Origin of the sequence: Acinetobacter sp. AC1-2, from assembly GCF_016124155.1 — a bacterium.
Taxonomy (GTDB): domain Bacteria; phylum Pseudomonadota; class Gammaproteobacteria; order Pseudomonadales; family Moraxellaceae; genus Acinetobacter; species Acinetobacter calcoaceticus.
This window is the reverse complement of record NZ_JABFFO010000001.1, coordinates 1992689-2008785: the sequence shown is the minus strand read 5'-3', so window position 1 is coordinate 2008785 and position 16097 is coordinate 1992689. Positions and strand designations below refer to the sequence as shown.

General features: G+C 37.9%; 16 protein-coding genes and 1 other RNA gene. 7 read left to right on the top strand and 10 right to left on the bottom strand.

Features of this window, described 5'->3' with window-relative positions:
* Nucleotides 1–67: 67 nt before the first annotated feature.
* From HL290_RS09320 to HL290_RS09310, 3 genes are all read left to right on the top strand, one after another.
* Entirely contained in the window at nucleotides 68–2431 is a 2364-nt protein-coding gene (locus tag HL290_RS09320; RefSeq protein ID WP_198496280.1) for a DUF5682 family protein, read from the top strand.
* A 3-nt stretch (nucleotides 2432–2434) separates the two neighbouring features.
* Entirely contained in the window at nucleotides 2435–3619 is a 1185-nt protein-coding gene (locus HL290_RS09315; protein WP_198078891.1) for a VWA domain-containing protein, read from the top strand.
* Nucleotides 3620–3683: 64 nt separating this feature from the next.
* Nucleotides 3684–3866 carry a hypothetical protein gene (locus tag HL290_RS09310; RefSeq protein WP_198078904.1) on the top strand — a complete coding sequence of 61 codons (183 nt, stop codon included), beginning with the start codon at nucleotides 3684–3686 and terminating at the stop codon, nucleotides 3864–3866.
* On the opposite strand, the gene nth is transcribed toward HL290_RS09310, so the two are convergent.
* Both nth and HL290_RS09300 read right to left on the bottom strand, forming a co-directional pair.
* Nucleotides 3863–4549 (bottom strand): endonuclease III, encoded by a 687-nt coding sequence (nth, locus tag HL290_RS09305; RefSeq protein WP_198496279.1) that lies wholly within the window; start codon nucleotides 4547–4549, stop codon nucleotides 3863–3865. The two genes, HL290_RS09310 and nth, sit on opposite strands and share 4 nt — an antisense overlap.
* Nucleotides 4550–5341 carry an RnfABCDGE type electron transport complex subunit B gene (locus tag HL290_RS09300; protein ID WP_198496278.1) on the bottom strand — a complete coding sequence of 264 codons (792 nt, stop codon included), beginning with the start codon at nucleotides 5339–5341 and terminating at the stop codon, nucleotides 4550–4552. It lies immediately after the preceding gene.
* A gap of 272 nt (nucleotides 5342–5613) precedes the next feature.
* Here HL290_RS09300 and gdhA point away from each other — a divergent pair, with 272 nt between their 5' ends.
* A complete protein-coding gene (gene gdhA, locus HL290_RS09295) occupies nucleotides 5614–7017 on the top strand; it encodes an NADP-specific glutamate dehydrogenase (RefSeq protein ID WP_198496277.1) in 1404 nt (467 codons plus the stop codon).
* 55 nt (nucleotides 7018–7072) lie between these two features.
* On the opposite strand, the gene HL290_RS09290 is transcribed toward gdhA, so the two are convergent.
* The 5 genes from HL290_RS09290 to HL290_RS09270 all read right to left on the bottom strand — a co-directional run bounded on the left by HL290_RS09290 (nucleotide 7073) and on the right by HL290_RS09270 (nucleotide 13505).
* Nucleotides 7073–8182: an META and DUF4377 domain-containing protein gene (locus tag HL290_RS09290; RefSeq protein WP_198496276.1), complete on the bottom strand. Its 1110-nt coding sequence runs from the start codon at nucleotides 8180–8182 to the stop codon at nucleotides 7073–7075.
* 168 nt (nucleotides 8183–8350) lie between these two features.
* On the bottom strand, nucleotides 8351–9127 hold the full coding sequence (locus tag HL290_RS09285) for a DODA-type extradiol aromatic ring-opening family dioxygenase (RefSeq protein WP_198496275.1): 777 nt from the start codon (nucleotides 9125–9127) through the stop codon (nucleotides 8351–8353).
* A gap of 116 nt (nucleotides 9128–9243) precedes the next feature.
* The gene (rlmH, locus tag HL290_RS09280) at nucleotides 9244–9723 is read right to left on the bottom strand and encodes a 23S rRNA (pseudouridine(1915)-N(3))-methyltransferase RlmH (protein ID WP_003652981.1); all 480 of its coding nucleotides are present in this window, start codon (nucleotides 9721–9723) and stop codon (nucleotides 9244–9246) included.
* 307 nt (nucleotides 9724–10030) lie between these two features.
* Nucleotides 10031–12460 carry an endopeptidase La gene (gene lon / locus HL290_RS09275; protein WP_198496274.1) on the bottom strand — a complete coding sequence of 810 codons (2430 nt, stop codon included), beginning with the start codon at nucleotides 12458–12460 and terminating at the stop codon, nucleotides 10031–10033.
* Between the two features lie 460 nt (nucleotides 12461–12920).
* A complete protein-coding gene (locus HL290_RS09270) occupies nucleotides 12921–13505 on the bottom strand; it encodes a 5-formyltetrahydrofolate cyclo-ligase (RefSeq protein ID WP_198496273.1) in 585 nt (194 codons plus the stop codon).
* A gap of 244 nt (nucleotides 13506–13749) precedes the next feature.
* Here HL290_RS09270 and HL290_RS09265 point away from each other — a divergent pair, with 244 nt between their 5' ends.
* The 3 genes from HL290_RS09265 to HL290_RS09255 all read left to right on the top strand — a co-directional run bounded on the left by HL290_RS09265 (nucleotide 13750) and on the right by HL290_RS09255 (nucleotide 14734).
* A complete protein-coding gene (locus tag HL290_RS09265; protein WP_045434515.1) occupies nucleotides 13750–14094 on the top strand; it encodes a hypothetical protein in 345 nt (114 codons plus the stop codon).
* A gap of 113 nt (nucleotides 14095–14207) precedes the next feature.
* Entirely contained in the window at nucleotides 14208–14321 is a 114-nt protein-coding gene (locus HL290_RS09260) for a hypothetical protein (RefSeq protein ID WP_128814522.1), read from the top strand.
* A 92-nt stretch (nucleotides 14322–14413) separates the two neighbouring features.
* Entirely contained in the window at nucleotides 14414–14734 is a 321-nt protein-coding gene (locus tag HL290_RS09255) for a hypothetical protein (protein WP_198496272.1), read from the top strand.
* 129 nt (nucleotides 14735–14863) lie between these two features.
* On the opposite strand, the gene ssrS is transcribed toward HL290_RS09255, so the two are convergent.
* From ssrS to HL290_RS09240, 3 genes are all read right to left on the bottom strand, one after another.
* Nucleotides 14864–15047: non-coding RNA, 6S RNA (gene ssrS, locus HL290_RS09250), on the bottom strand.
* A gap of 189 nt (nucleotides 15048–15236) precedes the next feature.
* Entirely contained in the window at nucleotides 15237–15521 is a 285-nt protein-coding gene (locus HL290_RS09245; RefSeq protein ID WP_003652859.1) for a cell division protein ZapA, read from the bottom strand.
* Entirely contained in the window at nucleotides 15518–16078 is a 561-nt protein-coding gene (locus tag HL290_RS09240; RefSeq protein WP_042898254.1) for a hypothetical protein, read from the bottom strand. The genes HL290_RS09245 and HL290_RS09240 overlap by 4 nt, the downstream gene beginning before the upstream one ends.
* Between the last annotated feature and the right edge of the window lie 19 nt (nucleotides 16079–16097).

Below are 16097 nucleotides of genomic sequence, written 5' to 3'. Positions count from 1 at the left end.
TAATGAAGACCTCATCTTAATCTTCTCCTTGGAAAGGAGAAGATTTGATCGGAATAAAGGATAAAAAATGCTGCATATTCTCGGTATTCGTCATCATGGACCTGGTTCCGCGCGTAGTGTGTGTAATGCTTTGGCTTCGATTCAACCTGATTGTATTTTGATTGAAGGACCTCCTGATGCCAATACAATCATAGCCCAATTGCAACATGCTGATTTTAAGCCACCTGTGGCATTGTTGTTGAATACTCCTGTACAAAAAGAAGTGCGCTCACAGGCGGTATTCTATCCTTTTGCTGAGTTTTCACCTGAGTGGCAAGCTCTGCAATATGCGCTGCGTAAGCAAGTCGCGGTAGAGTTTATGGATTTACCTTTGCAACATCGTTTTGCGCTGGAAAAACAATGGGCAGAGCAACGGTTACAGCAAGAGCAAGTTTTAGAAGATGAGCAAGCATTAGCAAATGAGCAAGAGGTTGAGCTGAATCAGCAAGATGATATTGAGCCAGAACACAATCTGGAACAGCATTATCTTTCTATTCGCCGAGATCCAATTCAATTATTGGCTGAACAGGCAGGTTATCAAGATAGTGAGCGTTTTTGGGAACATCTAGTCGAACAGCAACCACATGCTGGACAAATGTTTACTGCTATTAGCGATGCGATGGCAACTTTACGTGATCATCTGCTAAGTCAACAACCTGAAAACTACACCAGCGAAGATCAATTACTTGAGCAATATCGCGAAGCCTATATGCGCAAAGTGATCAAGCAAGCAGAAAAGCAAGGCTATCAAAATATTGTGGTGATTTGTGGGGCATGGCATGCACCTATATTGGCGGATCTAAAAGCCCAAAATAAAGCGGATACTGCTTTGCTCAAAGGCTTGCCTAAAGTGAAGGTTGATGCTGCATGGATTGCATGGACACACGGGCGTTTGAGTAGAGACAGTGGTTATGGTGCTGGTGTGAATGCTGTTGGTTGGTATACACATTTATGGAAACATTATCAGCATGCACTAGATACAGATGTCGATGGTGAGAAAATTACAATTGATTGGTTAAGTCAATTTGCTCATGCTTTACGGCAGGCTGGTCACGATGCTTCTAGTGCTCAGATTATAGATGCAGTACAACTAATTCAGGCATTATTGCAATTACGGGGTCGTCGTATTCCCGATCTTGAAGATTTATTTGAGGTTATCCGTTCGGTATTGAATCACGGCTTAGATCTTCCACAACCTGTTTTAGCTAAATTGCTTGAAGATGAACAATTAGGGCAAGTACCTGATGAATTGATTGAGTTGCCAATTCAAAAAGACTTTTTGCAGCAAGTGAAGCATTTTCGTTTAAAACTCGAAGCACCACATCGTGACATTACTCTTGATTTACGTGAAGTATTCGACTTGGCAAAAAGCCAATTTTTACATTGTGTGAAATTACTCGGTCTTGCTTGGGCAGAGTTAACAGATACAGGCGCAAAGCAAGGTAGTTTTAAAGAAATTTGGCAGTTGTCTTGGCAGCCTGAAAGTAGCTTGTATCTAAATGAAATGTCATTGTGGGGCAATAGTATTCAGCTTGCTACACAAAGTTATCTAGAAAATCAGATCAAGCAATGTGAAGATGTGGCACAAATCGCTCAACTGATTGAAAATATTTTGCTTTCGGGATTGGATCAAAGTTTAAATCTTGCTTTAGATAAGTTAAATGAGCTCACTACTCAGCATCAAGATCCAAGTATTATTTTAGCTACCTTAAAGCCGCTAATTACGGCAATTCGTTATGGCAGTGTGCGTCAGTTTTCAATGCAACATTTGCATCAGTTGGTAGAACATTTAGCGATTCGATTGATGTTGAGTTTGCCAAATTATTGTGTACAACTGAATGCTGAAATGGCACAGCAGTTTGCCCAACAACTACAAGCTTTATATGAACTTTTAGAACAATTACAAAAAGATGAATTGCAACAACTCTGGCAAGATACCTTGCAACAACTATTGTACCTTGAACAGATGCAAGGTTATTTGCATGGTTGTTGTGTACGTTTAGCGCGAGAACAACAGTTGATTGATGTTGAGCAGACACAAGGGTTCCTGTCTCGAGCTTTATCAATCGGGCAGACGGCAGACTACAGTGCAGCTTGGTTTGAAGGTTTTCTCACGCATCAAGCCTTATTATTGATTCATGAGCAAAGTCTTTGGGATGCTGTGAGTCAATGGGTTAATCAATTACAAGAGCAGCAATTTATTGAATTATTACCAATTTTGGCTAGAACTGCTTCAAGTTTTAGCCCTGCTGAAGCACAGCAATTAATTCAGAAAGTGACGCAAAAATCGACCACAGTTAAACAAGAGGTCGGTGCTTTAGATATTGCACGTGCTCAAATGGTATTAGATGAAATTTACGCGTATTTACAACCTGTTACTGTTGAGGGTTAAGTGATGGATATGAATGAAGAGCTGATCACTTTAGAACAACCAGCCCTTGCCGAACAGGAACGACGTTGGCGTTTGATTTTAGGGCAAGTCCCCAATTCGACTACACATTTACCCAATTGGTCGGTACAAGATAGCAAGATGCAAGAATGCTTGAATGAACTTTATCAGGAGGAACAGCCTAATCGCCGTGGTGGCTTAGGACATTCTAGTCCTCGCGTAGCACAATGGTTAGGCGATATTCGACAGTATTTCCCATCTTCTGTGGTGAAAGTCATCCAAAAAGATGCTTTAGAGCGTTTGAATTTACAACAAATGTTGTTAGAACCTGAATTGTTGGCGAGTGTGGAAGTCGATATTCATTTGGTTTCCACCTTGATTTCACTCAATCATTTAATGCCTGAAAAAACCAAAGAAACTGCGCGTATTGTGGTACGTCAGTTAGTAGAGCAGCTTGAAAACCGTCTAAAACAACCATTGCAACAAGCGATTCGAGGCAGTATTAATCGTTCAGCGCATACACGCCGTCCTAAACGTATGCAAGATATTAACTGGAAACGCACCATTCAAGCCAATTTGAAGCATTGGCAAGAAGAATTTAAAACCATTATTCCACATGAATTACATGGACATCCACGCCAACAAACGGCTTTAAAAGACATTGTGCTATGTGTCGATCAAAGTGGTTCGATGGCTCCCTCGGTGATTTATTCCAGTGTTTTTGCGGCAGTCATGGCAAGTATTCGTGCGGTCACTACGCAAATGGTTGTATTTGATACCGAGTTAGCTGATTTAACGCCGTTACTTGAAGACCCTGTCGATGTGCTCTTTGGGACGCAATTGGGTGGAGGAACTGATATTGCCAAAGCGATTAAATATTGTCGTAGTAAAATTACCCGTCCAGAAGATACAATTTTTATCCTCATCAGTGATTTGTGTGAAGGCGGAGATGCTAAGCAAATGCTAAAACAAGTTGCTGAAATGTTGGATAGTGGGGTGCAAGTAATTACGCTATTGGCATTGTCTGATGATGGTGCGCCTTGGTACGATACTCAGCATGCACAGATCTTTGCTGACATGGGGATTCCAACGTTTGCCTGTACACCTGATCAATTTCCCGAACTAATGGCAACTGCAATTGAGAAGCGAGATATTCATGCATGGTATGCAAGCCAACAAAATCTGACATAATAGATGTTAAAGATTTTGTTATGGCATGCAAATCGAAACGTTTGAGTGGATTGAGGATATTTCTTTGCTGAAAATTATTTTGATTGTAGTGGTAATTTTAAGTTTAGCTTTACTATTATTTCTATTGTATCAAAGTCAAAAAATGCTGCGTCATGTGCAGAAACAACAGGCTTTGGAAAATAAACAAAATGGTCGAGAACGTCAACTACATCCCAAATTACAGCAGTTTAAAAAACCTCAGGATTAACTGAGGTTTTTTGTTGGAATTGTTTTTGTAGCACCAAATTCGAAACGGTCGGGCCAGTTGCAAACATCTGCAACCACACATTCGGTACATTTAGGTTTACGGGCGATACAACAATAACGGCCGTGTAATATGAGCCAGTGATGTGAATCTAAAATGAACTCTTTAGGAATGACCTTAATTAAACGGTACTCAACTTCAAGTACATTTTTACCTACGGCTAAGCCAGTTCGATTTCCCACTCGGAAAATATGGGTATCGACAGCCATAGTCGGTTGTCCAAAAGCTGTATTTAAAACAACATTTGCGGTTTTACGTCCGACACCTGGTAAAGCTTCCAAATCTTTTCTGTTGCTTGGAACTTCGCCGTTAAATTGTTCCATTAAAATCTTACAGGTCTTAATGACATTTTCGGCTTTAGCGTTGTAAAGACCAATTGTTTTAATATATTCCTTTAAGCCATCTACGCCCAAGTTATAGATTTTCTCAGCGGTGTTCGCCACAGGGTAAAGTTTATCAGTTGCCTTATTCACACTTACGTCGGTGGCTTGAGCTGACAACATAACAGCAATGAGTAACTCAAAAGAAGATGAATATTTTAACTCAGTTTGAGGAGAGGGCCGTTGTTCGCGAAGGCGTTCAAAGAAAATTTGAATCTGCTTTTTCGTCATATTTTTGACAGCCATTCAGACCTCCTGTAGTTGCATGAGTTGCTGTTGTAATTCTTCGAGTTGAAGACGCTTTTTAGCATCTTCACGTACACCTAGCTGTTTTTCCAGTTTCTTAATTTGGGTGCGGATTTTGGCTAACTCAATTGTAATTTTTGCATCAGTTAACACGGCTTCTTTAGGTTTCTCGGTGAGCTCAATTGACGGTAGTTCATCAAGTACCTGAGAGAACTGAGCAAACAATTGAGTGTCAATTTCAGCGCGTACCACAGGACCTTTACGGTGACTGCGACGCTTTTCTTCACGTTGAATATGTGAGTAGTAGCGTTGCCTTAAATCATTTTGTTCTGCGGCACGCTGTTGTTCATTGGGTAAGGCTTGTGTGTCTTCGACCAGATCAATGCAATCTACTGGACAAGGTGGAATGCATAACTCACAACCCGTACATAAGTCGGTCAAGATGGTATGCATGAGCTTACCACTGCCAATGATAGCATCTACAGGACAAGCACTAATACATTTGGTGCAGCCAATACATTCATCTTCACGAATAATCGCTTTCATTCGCTGTGGGCGACCATCTGTTTGTACAGGCCATACGCTACTTTCAGCGGTTAATGGAGAGCGATTGAGTAGATTTGCCAGTGCATCAGCAACAGGTTGTCCACCTGGAACACATTTATTTGCTTCTTCACCTTCAGCAATCGACTTTGCGTAGGGTAGACATCCATCACGATGTCCACATAGACCACATTGTGTTTGTGGTAATAACGCATCAATCTCGCGTATGAGAGAAATAGATGAATTCATAGTGGGCAAATAGCTTGGTTAAAACGATGCGATAATGAAGAAAAACCTAAGTAAGGTCAATGGATTTTAACGAATTTATCGGGTTTTTAATTGACCTAAAATGTAGCTAATATTGCACAATAATAGATCAATAAAAGTGAAGAGTTAAATTACTATTTCTTATCTTTGAGTAGTTTTTCTAAAAATAAGTTTTTGATAATTAAGATGAATAAAATAATTTAAAATAACTATTGTTAAAATTGATGGAAAGAGATTTAATATTTTGCTGCTAAATGATGCATTTAATAATGTATTGCACCAATTTAATTCATGACTATGCTGAGGACCGTGCATTGAAATACAACAATCTGAATGAATTCCTGAATTACGTGCAAGCGCGTGATCCGCATCAACCTGAATTTTTGCAAGCTGTCGAAGAAGTCATGACGAGCTTGTGGCCATTTATTGAAAAAAATCCAGAGTATGCAGAGCAGGGATTGTTAGAACGCCTTGTTGAACCAGAGCGTGTGATTCAATTTCGTGTTTCATGGATGAATGATCAAGGTCAGACTCAAGTTAACAGAGCTTTCCGTGTTCAATATAATTCAGCAATTGGTCCATTCAAAGGTGGAATGCGTTTCCATCCATCGGTCAATCTATCAATTTTAAAATTTTTAGGTTTTGAGCAGACTTTTAAAAACTCACTTACAACCTTACCAATGGGTGGGGGAAAAGGTGGTTCAGATTTCGATCCTAAAGGTAAATCTGATGCTGAAATTATGAGATTCTGTCAGGCATTAATGATTGAGCTATACCGTCATTTGGGTCCGAATACTGATATTCCTGCGGGAGATATTGGCGTGGGCGCGCGTGAAGTCGGTTATATGGCAGGCATGATGAAAAAGCTGAGTAACGACACAGCATGTGTCTTTACTGGTAAGGGAATTTCATTTGGTGGTAGCTTAATGCGCCCAGAAGCAACTGGCTATGGTACGGTTTATTTTGCAGAAGAAATGCTAAAAGCGCGTGGCCAGTCTTTCGTTGGTAAAACAGTCTCTGTTTCTGGTTCGGGTAATGTTGCGCAATATGCGGCAGAGAAGGCCATGTTCTTAGGGGCAAAAGTTGTTACTTTATCTGACTCTAACGGAACTGTTTATGTGAAAAATGGTTTTACAGATGAATTACTTGATGAAGTGATGAATCTTAAAAACGTTAAGCGTGGCCGTATTTCCGAGTTTGCTTCTAAACATGGTTTTGAGTATTTTGAAGGGAAAACCCCTTGGCATATTCCTGTAGACATTGCTTTGCCATGTGCGACGCAAAATGAATTAACAGGTGATGATGCTAAAACGCTTATTTCTAACGGTGTAATTTGCGTGGCTGAAGGCGCTAATATGCCATCTACACTTGAGGCAGTTGAACACTTTATCAAAGCCAAAATTTTGTATGCACCAGGAAAAGCATCTAATGCAGGTGGTGTCGCAACGTCTGGTTTAGAAATGTCTCAAAACGCAATTCGTTTAAGCTGGACACATGCTGAGGTTGATGAGCGTCTACATGCAATTATGAAAGACATTCATGCCAATTGTGTAAGATACGGTACAAAAGAAGACGGTACTGTTAACTATGTTGATGGCGCCAATATTGCAGGCTTTGTAAAAGTAGCTGATGCAATGCTTGCTCAAGGTATTTTCTAAGAATAGAAATAAAAAAATCCGATGCATAAGCATCGGATTTTTTTAGTCTAAAAACTTATTTTTTAGGTTTTTTAACTAACTCTTGCTCTACAACCATATCTAACACATCTGCTAGGCTAGATTGGTCTGCTGCTGGATTTTTCACTTCAAAACGTTTTACACGTAAAATTACGCGTTGGTCTGGATTATGTTCAAAACCTTCAATTTGACCATAATATAATGACCAGTTTTTATCAGCGTAAGTTTTAACACCTTTGTCATCATATTTAATTTCACGAACTTGCATACATGTTTGTGGTGCTACACCAGTACATGATTTAGTTTGTGGAGCAACTTCTAGGAAAATAGTTTTCCCTTCAGATTGATATTTTGCTTCAGGTGTCATTTTACCAGTAAAGGTATATTTTTGACCTTGCGCATCAGTTACCGTTAATGTTGGTTGATCAACATTTGTTGTATTAAGCTCAAATGGAATTGCACGCTTTTGGAAGAGGCTGCTAGAAAATTGTTCCTGTTTCATTAAAGCAGGTTCACAAGCCATCATAGTTGACATTACGTCAGCCGTTACAATCGTATTATTTTCAACTTTCCAAGTTGTTCCTTGGCGGTTACAACCTGTTGCGATAGATAAACGATCATTGGCAAAGTTAAGAACGATTGGTTTTTTTGTATTTTCAGGTTGATAAGACCAAGAATAATCTGTTAAAGCTTGAGTATTAACTGCTTTTTGACCTTGGAAAATGTGCTTTTGATCAGTTTTATCTGTCACGCTTAAAATCACCTGACCATTATTGTTGCTAATTTCGATTGGTAATTTTGCTTCATTAAAGATGCTAGTAGAAAGTTGTTCTTGTTTCATTAGATCATCTTGGCAAGCCATCATCGTTGAAACAAGGTTAGAAGTAACAAGTTGGTTACCTTCAACTTTCCAAGTACCACCTTGGCCATTACAACCTGTATTGATTGCTAATTTGCCATCTGCATTAAAGTTAAGAATAAGTGGTTTAGAAGCTTTTACATTTTGATAAGTCCAAGCATATTCACCTAAAGTGGCTGCAAGGTTTTGTTGTTGCTCAGATACAATCGGAGCTGGAGTATTTGTAACTGTTTGACACGCCATCAAAGAAAAAGGTAATAACGCAAGAATTAAATATTTAATTTTCATTTAAAAACTTCAAGTAAAAAAACAACAGCAATAAGCTTAAAACATTCTTAAAAAAAGAAAATGTAAACATTTGATTGTTTCGGTTTTTAAAATGTATAAGTTTGTAAGTTATTCTAATTTTCAACAAAAATAATGGTATACCCCGAAAAACGGGGTATTTGCTAATAATTAATCAAAACGATAGATATCCATGCCTAGTGAGCCCATTGTGAAGCTGCTGTGAACAATCGTAAAGCGATTGCCTGTGCCCATAGCAAAAAACAAAGGCGCAAAATGTTCAAGGGTAGGATGATTACGTTTTACATAAGGCAAGGATTGCCATTCCAATACACCATCATAATCTTGATGGGTAAGTTTATTAACAACAGCATTTCTAAAAGTTGAAGCCCATTCAGGCACTTTAGAGCTGTCTCCTTGCCAAGATAACTCTGCAAGATTATGGGTAATGCTGCCTGAACCAATGAGTAGAATTTGTTTGTCACGTAAAGGTGCGAGAGTTTGCCCTATACGATAAATTTCTTGTGCGCTTAAATTGGTTGGCAAAGAAATTTCGACTACAGGAATATCAGCGTCAGGGTACATATGCAATAGAGGCATCCATACACCATGGTCACGAGGACGTGTACTATTCGCATGGGCAACAAAATGAGCATCTGCCAGTAGTTTTAAGATTTCTTCGGCGAGCGCTGGCTGCCCAGGTGCGCTGTAGCGAATTTCATATAATTCTTTAGGAAAGCCGCGGAAGTCATGCCATGTTTCAGGACGCGTCGCAATACAAACCTCAAGTGCTTTACTCTCCCAATGCGCAGACATCACAATGATTGCCTTTGGTGTAGGAAGATTTGCACCTAAACGATGTAAAGCAGGTCCTACTTGTTCCGGGTCAAGTGCAAGCATGGGTGAGCCATGTGAAATAAACAGTCCAGGAAGGGTTTGTAGTTCCATTGCATTACACCTGAGTTGAAAAACAGAATAATAGATAGTCATTATGCCAAAATCAGGACATGTTAAAAGTATCCTGATTTCAACGGATTGTTCCTAAAATGAAACGGTTGTTGTTTTTATGCACGGTGATAGGGATGATTATGATTAATAGTCATCGCTCGATATAGTTGCTCAATTAATAAAACCCGTACCAAAGGATGTGGCATTGTTAGTTTTGAAAGTGACCAATGCCATGCAGCAGCTTTACGTACCTGATCCGATAAACCATCTGGGCCACCAATCGCGAGTACTACATCATTACCTTCAAGCATCCACTGTTTCATGGTGTCAGCTAATTTTTCTGTACTGAGTTCTCGACCACCGACTTCTAGGGCAATTAAAGTTTCATTGGGCTTTAACGCATTTAGAATACTTTCGCCTTCAATTTGGCAATACTTTAAAATATCTGCTTCTGAATCATTCTTACCACGTTTGGCCATAGGAAGTTCAATGACTTGGGTTTGCACAAAAGGTTGGATACGTTTGAAATAATCTTCAAAACCAGTGAGAACCCAAGCAGGCATTTTTTGACCAATGGTCAGAATACGAATTTTCATGTTATCTATTCATTCAAAAACAGCTTGCGCATTATACCTGAGGAAAAGATAAGTTCGTGGTAGTAAAATAGGCATAAAAAACGCAGTCCAAAAAACGGTGTTGGACTGCGATCAAATGATCATCTGTCTGGAGTTCAGATGATCATAGAGAATAAAAACAAGGCTATCTATAAAAGAATAGATAACGAAGAATACTTAATTTAATTAAATACTCTTAATACCTATTATGAGGATGGTTGGATATTTTTCAATCAAATTGTGTAACAAAAAAAAGAGAGCCGAAGCTCTCTTTTTTTTCACATTTTAATTAGTGACGTGCTGCTTTTGAACCTTCCACCGGTTTTACAATCGGTGTTTTAGGTAAAGGCTTTGGCATTGAGACTAATGCTAAAGGTAAGATATCATCAATACTTTTTACAGCTTTGATTTCTAAACCTTCTTTAACATTGGCTGGAATTTCTGCCAAATCACGAACATTGTCTTGTGGAATAAATACAAGTTTGATTCCACCACGGTGTGCTGCAAGAAGTTTTTCTTTTAAGCCACCAATACGCATTGCACGACCACCTAAACTTGTTTCACCAGTCATTGCAATATCTGGACGAATCGCAATACCTGTAAATGCTGATACAAGGGCAGTGGTTAACGCTAAACCAGCAGATGGACCATCTTTGGGTGTCGCACCTTCTGGTAAGTGAACGTGTACATCAGTTTCTTCAAAACGAGAAGCCTCAATACCTAGCTCATCGGCACGTGTACGTACTAAAGTCATTGCTGTGGTAATAGACTCTTTCATGACATCACCGAGTGAACCAGTGGTAATGAATTTACCTTTACCTTTGACAGCTGCAACTTCAATGGTAAGCAACTCACCACCTACAGATGTCCAAGCTAGACCATTTACGCGTCCTACTTGCGCTTCATCTTCTGCAATACCAAAGTCAAACTTGTGTGGACCTAAGTATTCTGGAAGATTGGCAGAGGTAATATCAAGCTGTAAGTTTTTAGACTTTTTACTTACGGCTTCTTTTACCACTTTACGCGCAATTTTAGACACTTCACGTTCTAAACTACGAACACCAGCTTCACGTGTGTAGCGTTGAACAATATCACGAATCGCTTCTTCATGAATTGTTAACTCTTTTACACGTAGACCGTTGTTCTTAATTGCTTTTGGAACAAGGTAGCGTTCAGCAATGTTCACTTTTTCATCTTCGGTATAACCCGGTAGACGAATAACTTCCATACGGTCAAGCAAAGCTTCAGGAATATTCATACTGTTTGCAGTACAGATGAACATCACTTCAGATAGGTCAAGATCAAGATCTAAATAGTGATCATTAAACTTGCTGTTTTGTGATGGATCTAATACTTCAAGCAATGCAGAAGCAGGATCACCACGGTAGTCTTGCGCCATCTTGTCAATTTCGTCGAGTAAGAACAATGGGTTCTTCACGCCAACTTTTGTTAAAGACTGCACGATTTTACCTGGCATCGCACCAATATAAGTACGACGGTGACCACGAATCTCTGCTTCGTCACGTACGCCGCCAAGCGCCATACGAACAAATTCACGACCTGTTGCTTTCGCGACTGACTCACCAAGTGAAGTTTTACCTACACCAGGAGGGCCTACTAAACATAGAATCGGACCTTTAAGTTTTTTAACACGAGACTGAACAGCCAAGTATTCAACAATACGATCTTTAACGTCATCTAAGCCGTAGTGATCTGTATCAAGAATCTCTTGAGCTTTCGCAAGGTTAATACTCACTTTGCTCGCTTTATTCCACGGCGTATCTAAAATTACTTCTAGATAGTTACGTACAACAGCCGCTTCACTAGATGCTGGTTGCATTGCTTTAAGCTTACGGAACTCAGCTTCAGCTTTTTTACGTACGTGTTCAGGTAAATCAGCTTCAGCAAGACGTTTTTCTATTTCAGCAACGTCATCTTCAGCGCCGCCATTCATGTCAGAAAGTTCACGTTGAATGACTTTCATTTTTTCATTTAGAAAGTATTCACGTTGATTTTTTTCCATTTGGCGTTTTACGCTGTCATGCAAAGTTTGTTCAATTTGCTGTTCTGCAGATTGATTCACCAAGTAGCTCATAAGCTCTTGCAAATGTGCTTCAAACTCATCGTGCTCTAAAAACTTCTGTTTAATTTCAATATTTAGAGGCACACGTGTTGCCACGAAGAACATAAGCTGTAGCAAGTCTTCAATTTTATTAGCAGCTGCAACCAGTTCACGTGCATTACGTAATTTTGCTTCAGCATATTGAGCAAATAAAGTACGTAACTCTTGTAAACGAGTTTCTTGAGTAGCTTTATCTACGTTAATTGTCATTGGACTTAAGCTATGTTCAGCAGTCAAATGGCTATCTTCATCGATAATTTTTTCAAGCTTAGAGCGCTGTAACCCTTCAATCAGTACTTTGATGCAGTTTTCATCATTCTCATGATTTACGACCTGCACAATCTTAGCGACAGTTCCGTACTGATAAAGGTTATCGTGATCAATATCTTCTGTAAGCGAATCTTTTTGCGCAACTACAAATACTAAATTGTCACTGTTACGAGCCACATCAACTGCATTGATCGATTTTTCACGACCCACGAATAACGCAATTTGCATGTGTGGATAGACCACTACATCACGTAACGCTAAAAGTGGTAATACACTTGGAACCTGAGGCTCTAAGTCAGTTTTTTCATTCATAATAAGTTCAGACATGGGCACTCCTAATGAGTGACAACGAGGTTGCCATGTTTTTATAGTGATGTGTATTTTGAAAATTACAAGGGCCTTTCAATAGAAAATGTGGAAAAAATGACTAATTTAGTCAACTTTTTTTAAAAATATTATGAATCAATGAATTAATTCTTAAGAAGAATAAAATTTTGTAGCAAGGATAAGTAATTTAGCTTAATAATTATGAAATATTCATATAACAAAAAAACCGTTTGGATGGAAAGTAAGCAGTTTTTTATGCCATTTATAAGCAATGTATTGTTAACAATAATGCAAAACTTATTCGATATTGAACATTAAATAGGCGTGTTAATATAAGTTGGTAAAGCGGTCTGTCTCTTAAAAGTAACCATCCTTAGGGTGGTTACTTTTATGATTTTAGAGGCATGAAAAGTAAATATTGATTTTAAGTTATTGAATTTAAATTGTTTTTATGTGAAGTTTATCTTTTAAAATAATAAATATGTTGAGGGGTGAGTAAAGCATCTAAGGGTTGATCCCAACTTTGACGTTTTAAAGTATGCTCAATAAATTGAAATTGATGGGCCACACCCAAACGATAAGGCTTATGTTTTGCACTTGCCAATGTACGGTCATAATAACCACCTCCCATACCAATACGCGTACCGTATTGATCACAAGCTAAAAGTGGCATTAACACTAAATCAAGTTTTGATACATGTTTTCCTCTTGTTGCCATAGGTTCTTTCATACCCAATGGATGATGAGAAAAACGTCGATTTAAATATTGGTTTCTAGATATCTTTACCCAAACTAAACGTTGATTCATAGAGCAAATCATAGGTAAATAAACTTGTTTATTTTTTTGAAAACATAACTTTATGAGAAGGTCGGTATGGATTTCTCCAAAGGCATGTAAATATAAACCAATTTTTTTTGATGAATGAAAAATAGCAAGGGTATTTAGATGATGGAGAACATTAAGCTGAGCTTGTTTTTGCTCCAATTGGGTTAAAGAGCGTCTTTTATATCTTAAATTTTTTCTAATAAAACTAAGTTCATTCATGTGTAAATCTAACAAAGATTTGAGATCAGTCGAGCAAAATTATACCTATTTTTTTATAGCTTTATGAAAATAGAAGAGTAATTAGAAAATAACTTTAAATTTATTTGGTTAGTTAATTGTCATAAAGTGATGTGAGTATCTTCTTTAGCGATAAAAAATTCTATTTCTTTACGTATTACCAGTATTTATTTACATTTAATGAGATAAGAATATTTAAAAAGATAAATGTGAAATTGTTAAGCCTATGAAGTTAAAAAATTTAACCATTACAATAAGCGCCGTATTGATGCTTGGTGGGTGCACAAAACAAACAGAACCTGAAGCGGCTGAAGTTGACTATAAAGCTCAATTTGAAGAGTCTGACCGTAAAATTGGAGAGTTTTTAGATCAATTGGATAATCCGAATACACCACAAGAGGTTAAAGTCAAAATCTTGTGTCATGATTATCCAGAGGTTTATAAGACCCAATATATGCCTGCATTAATAAAAATTTCACCCAAACCTTATACCGAAGAAAAATTATTGTCAGATCTGAAGAGTGCAACTGATTACTACAAAGATGCCTTTGCCATTAGGTGTAACCAATAATTAATTAATGTTTAAAATCTCAAAAAATCCGATAAGTGTGAATTGATTGGCATTATTAAGTTGTGTTAAATTTCATTTTGTCTTTATAGTTGCTAATTTAGGGGGTTTTAGATATGGAAATCTTGAAATTCTTACAGAGTTTTAATACGGTCGGTACATACTTAACAATTGCTTCAACCGTTTTAGGTGGGCTTATTATTTATTTTTACGTGATTAATCCAGCGTAATTTTTTTAAAAAGAAATAGTAAGAAATCTTCTATTTCTTTTTAATAATTAAATTTTGTTATAAATTTCAAACTATAAAAATAAGGCAGGATCATGAAGTTTAAATTATTTTTTCTTGGTTTTTTAGCTTTAGGATGTCATGCCGACGAAAACGTAAGTGATCCTGAGATTTGTAATGTGGTAAAAAAAGTCGCTTATACTGTCATGGAGGCCCGTCAACAAAAAGTTCCATCTCAAGACTTGCAACAGATAGCGAATGGTCTCGAAGACCCAAAAGCGAAACAACTTTATCAGGATTTAATTAATTCGGCTTACTCGACCAAAGTATTCAAAACCAGTTTCTTTAAAAGAAAAGCAATAGAAGATTTTCAAACAGGCTGGTATGAAGAGTGTCTTAATAGAAATAAAAAATAATATTACACAGGGGGTATATTAATTAGCTAAGCTGTAATTTAATGTTTAAAAAGAAAATTTTAGACTGACAGGTCTGTATGGAAGGTTAAATTAAAATAAATATTTTGAATTTTTCTTAAAGTTAAAACTAAATGCTCCGAAGATGCCGCTGCATGTGTCGTTACCCTGAACCCGATGAGTTCAAGGTGGAGGCGACGTATACTTGCTGGGTTTCCTACACGAAGGTAGGCATACACTCTAAATATACAGAACACATCCATAAGTTTAAGTATCGGCAGGGGAATAGACCCGCTGGCGAACATCCCAGAGACAGTTTAAGTATAACCGATCTGACCATGTTGGCAATCACCTAAACCTCTGGAACTGTAAACTTAGTTTGCGTTTGATGAAGCTTTGTACACTAACAAGCATAAAATAATTTTCAATTGTCCTAATAGTCTAAATAAAAAACGCCTTGCATCTATTATTCATAGAGCAAGGCGTTTTTTACATGGATAGTTTATTAAACAATTTGTTCAACATCATCCAATATCGTTTGCAGTAAACGTTCACAGTGAGTGTATTCTTGCAAAGACTTATTAAGGCTCAGTACTTCTTGAGTCAATTGTAGAGCAACCATAATGACCAGTTTATTGTGCTCAACACGTGGAGCACTACGACGCATCTCATTAAACTTTTCATTGAGAAGTTCTGCTGCACGTTCAAGTTCATCTTTTTTATCTAAAGTAGTCGCGAGTCTAAAGGTCTGCTCAATCAGCCTAAGCTCTACCATGACTTGTTCACTCATGATTGGGTCTCCTCACCAGTTTCAGCATTAGGATGGGCAAGCTGCTGAATTTCTTGAGCATGCTGATCTTGGGCAGTACCTAAAATTCCTAAACGTTGAATAATGGCTTCAACTTTTGATTTGGCAAGCTCATTTTTTTGTAACAATCGATCACGATCTTGTTGTAAATCATGAAGCTCTTGTTGGGTTTGACGCTGGTGGGCTTGTAACTTTTCTTTGGCAACACGTAATTCATTTCGTTCGGCAAGAATTTCTTGAAAACGATTTTTTAAATCAGTCGTACTTTTTTCTAATCGGCTATAACGTTCAGCAAGTGTGTTAGCATCCTGATTCAATTGTTGAAATTGACCTTTTAACTGAGATAACTGCTCAGTTACCGACTCAATTTCCTCTTGTTTTTTAGTGATAATACTATTTTTTTGCACAACTTGTGCGTGATGCTCTGTTTCAGCCAGTTCATTAGCTTCTGAGAGTGCCGCATGTTCACTCTCTAAATGATGTAAGCGTGTTTTTAATACGCTAATATGCGCTTGTAGCCGCTGTAATTGTTCTAACATAACGAGGTCGCACAGAATT

Coding starts and splice junctions, on each gene's coding strand:
- HL290_RS09265 (WP_045434515.1), top strand. CDS start 13,750: ATGAAGTTAAAAAATTTAACCATTACAATAAGCGCCGTATTGATGCTT.
- HL290_RS09285 (WP_198496275.1), bottom strand. CDS start 9,127: ATGGAACTACAAACCCTTCCTGGACTGTTTATTTCACATGGCTCACCC.
- rlmH (WP_003652981.1), bottom strand. CDS start 9,723: ATGAAAATTCGTATTCTGACCATTGGTCAAAAAATGCCTGCTTGGGTT.
- HL290_RS09300 (WP_198496278.1), bottom strand. CDS start 5,341: ATGAATTCATCTATTTCTCTCATACGCGAGATTGATGCGTTATTACCA.
- HL290_RS09320 (WP_198496280.1), top strand. CDS start 68: ATGCTGCATATTCTCGGTATTCGTCATCATGGACCTGGTTCCGCGCGT.
- HL290_RS09255 (WP_198496272.1), top strand. CDS start 14,414: ATGAAGTTTAAATTATTTTTTCTTGGTTTTTTAGCTTTAGGATGTCAT.
- HL290_RS09290 (WP_198496276.1), bottom strand. CDS start 8,182: ATGAAAATTAAATATTTAATTCTTGCGTTATTACCTTTTTCTTTGATG.
- nth (WP_198496279.1), bottom strand. CDS start 4,549: ATGGCTGTCAAAAATATGACGAAAAAGCAGATTCAAATTTTCTTTGAA.
- gdhA (WP_198496277.1), top strand. CDS start 5,614: ATGATGCATTTAATAATGTATTGCACCAATTTAATTCATGACTATGCT.
- HL290_RS09260 (WP_128814522.1), top strand. CDS start 14,208: ATGGAAATCTTGAAATTCTTACAGAGTTTTAATACGGTCGGTACATAC.
- HL290_RS09270 (WP_198496273.1), bottom strand. CDS start 13,505: ATGAATGAACTTAGTTTTATTAGAAAAAATTTAAGATATAAAAGACGC.
- lon (WP_198496274.1), bottom strand. CDS start 12,460: ATGTCTGAACTTATTATGAATGAAAAAACTGACTTAGAGCCTCAGGTT.
- HL290_RS09245 (WP_003652859.1), bottom strand. CDS start 15,521: ATGAGTGAACAAGTCATGGTAGAGCTTAGGCTGATTGAGCAGACCTTT.
- HL290_RS09240 (WP_042898254.1), bottom strand. CDS start 16,078: ATGTTAGAACAATTACAGCGGCTACAAGCGCATATTAGCGTATTAAAA.
- HL290_RS09315 (WP_198078891.1), top strand. CDS start 2,435: ATGGATATGAATGAAGAGCTGATCACTTTAGAACAACCAGCCCTTGCC.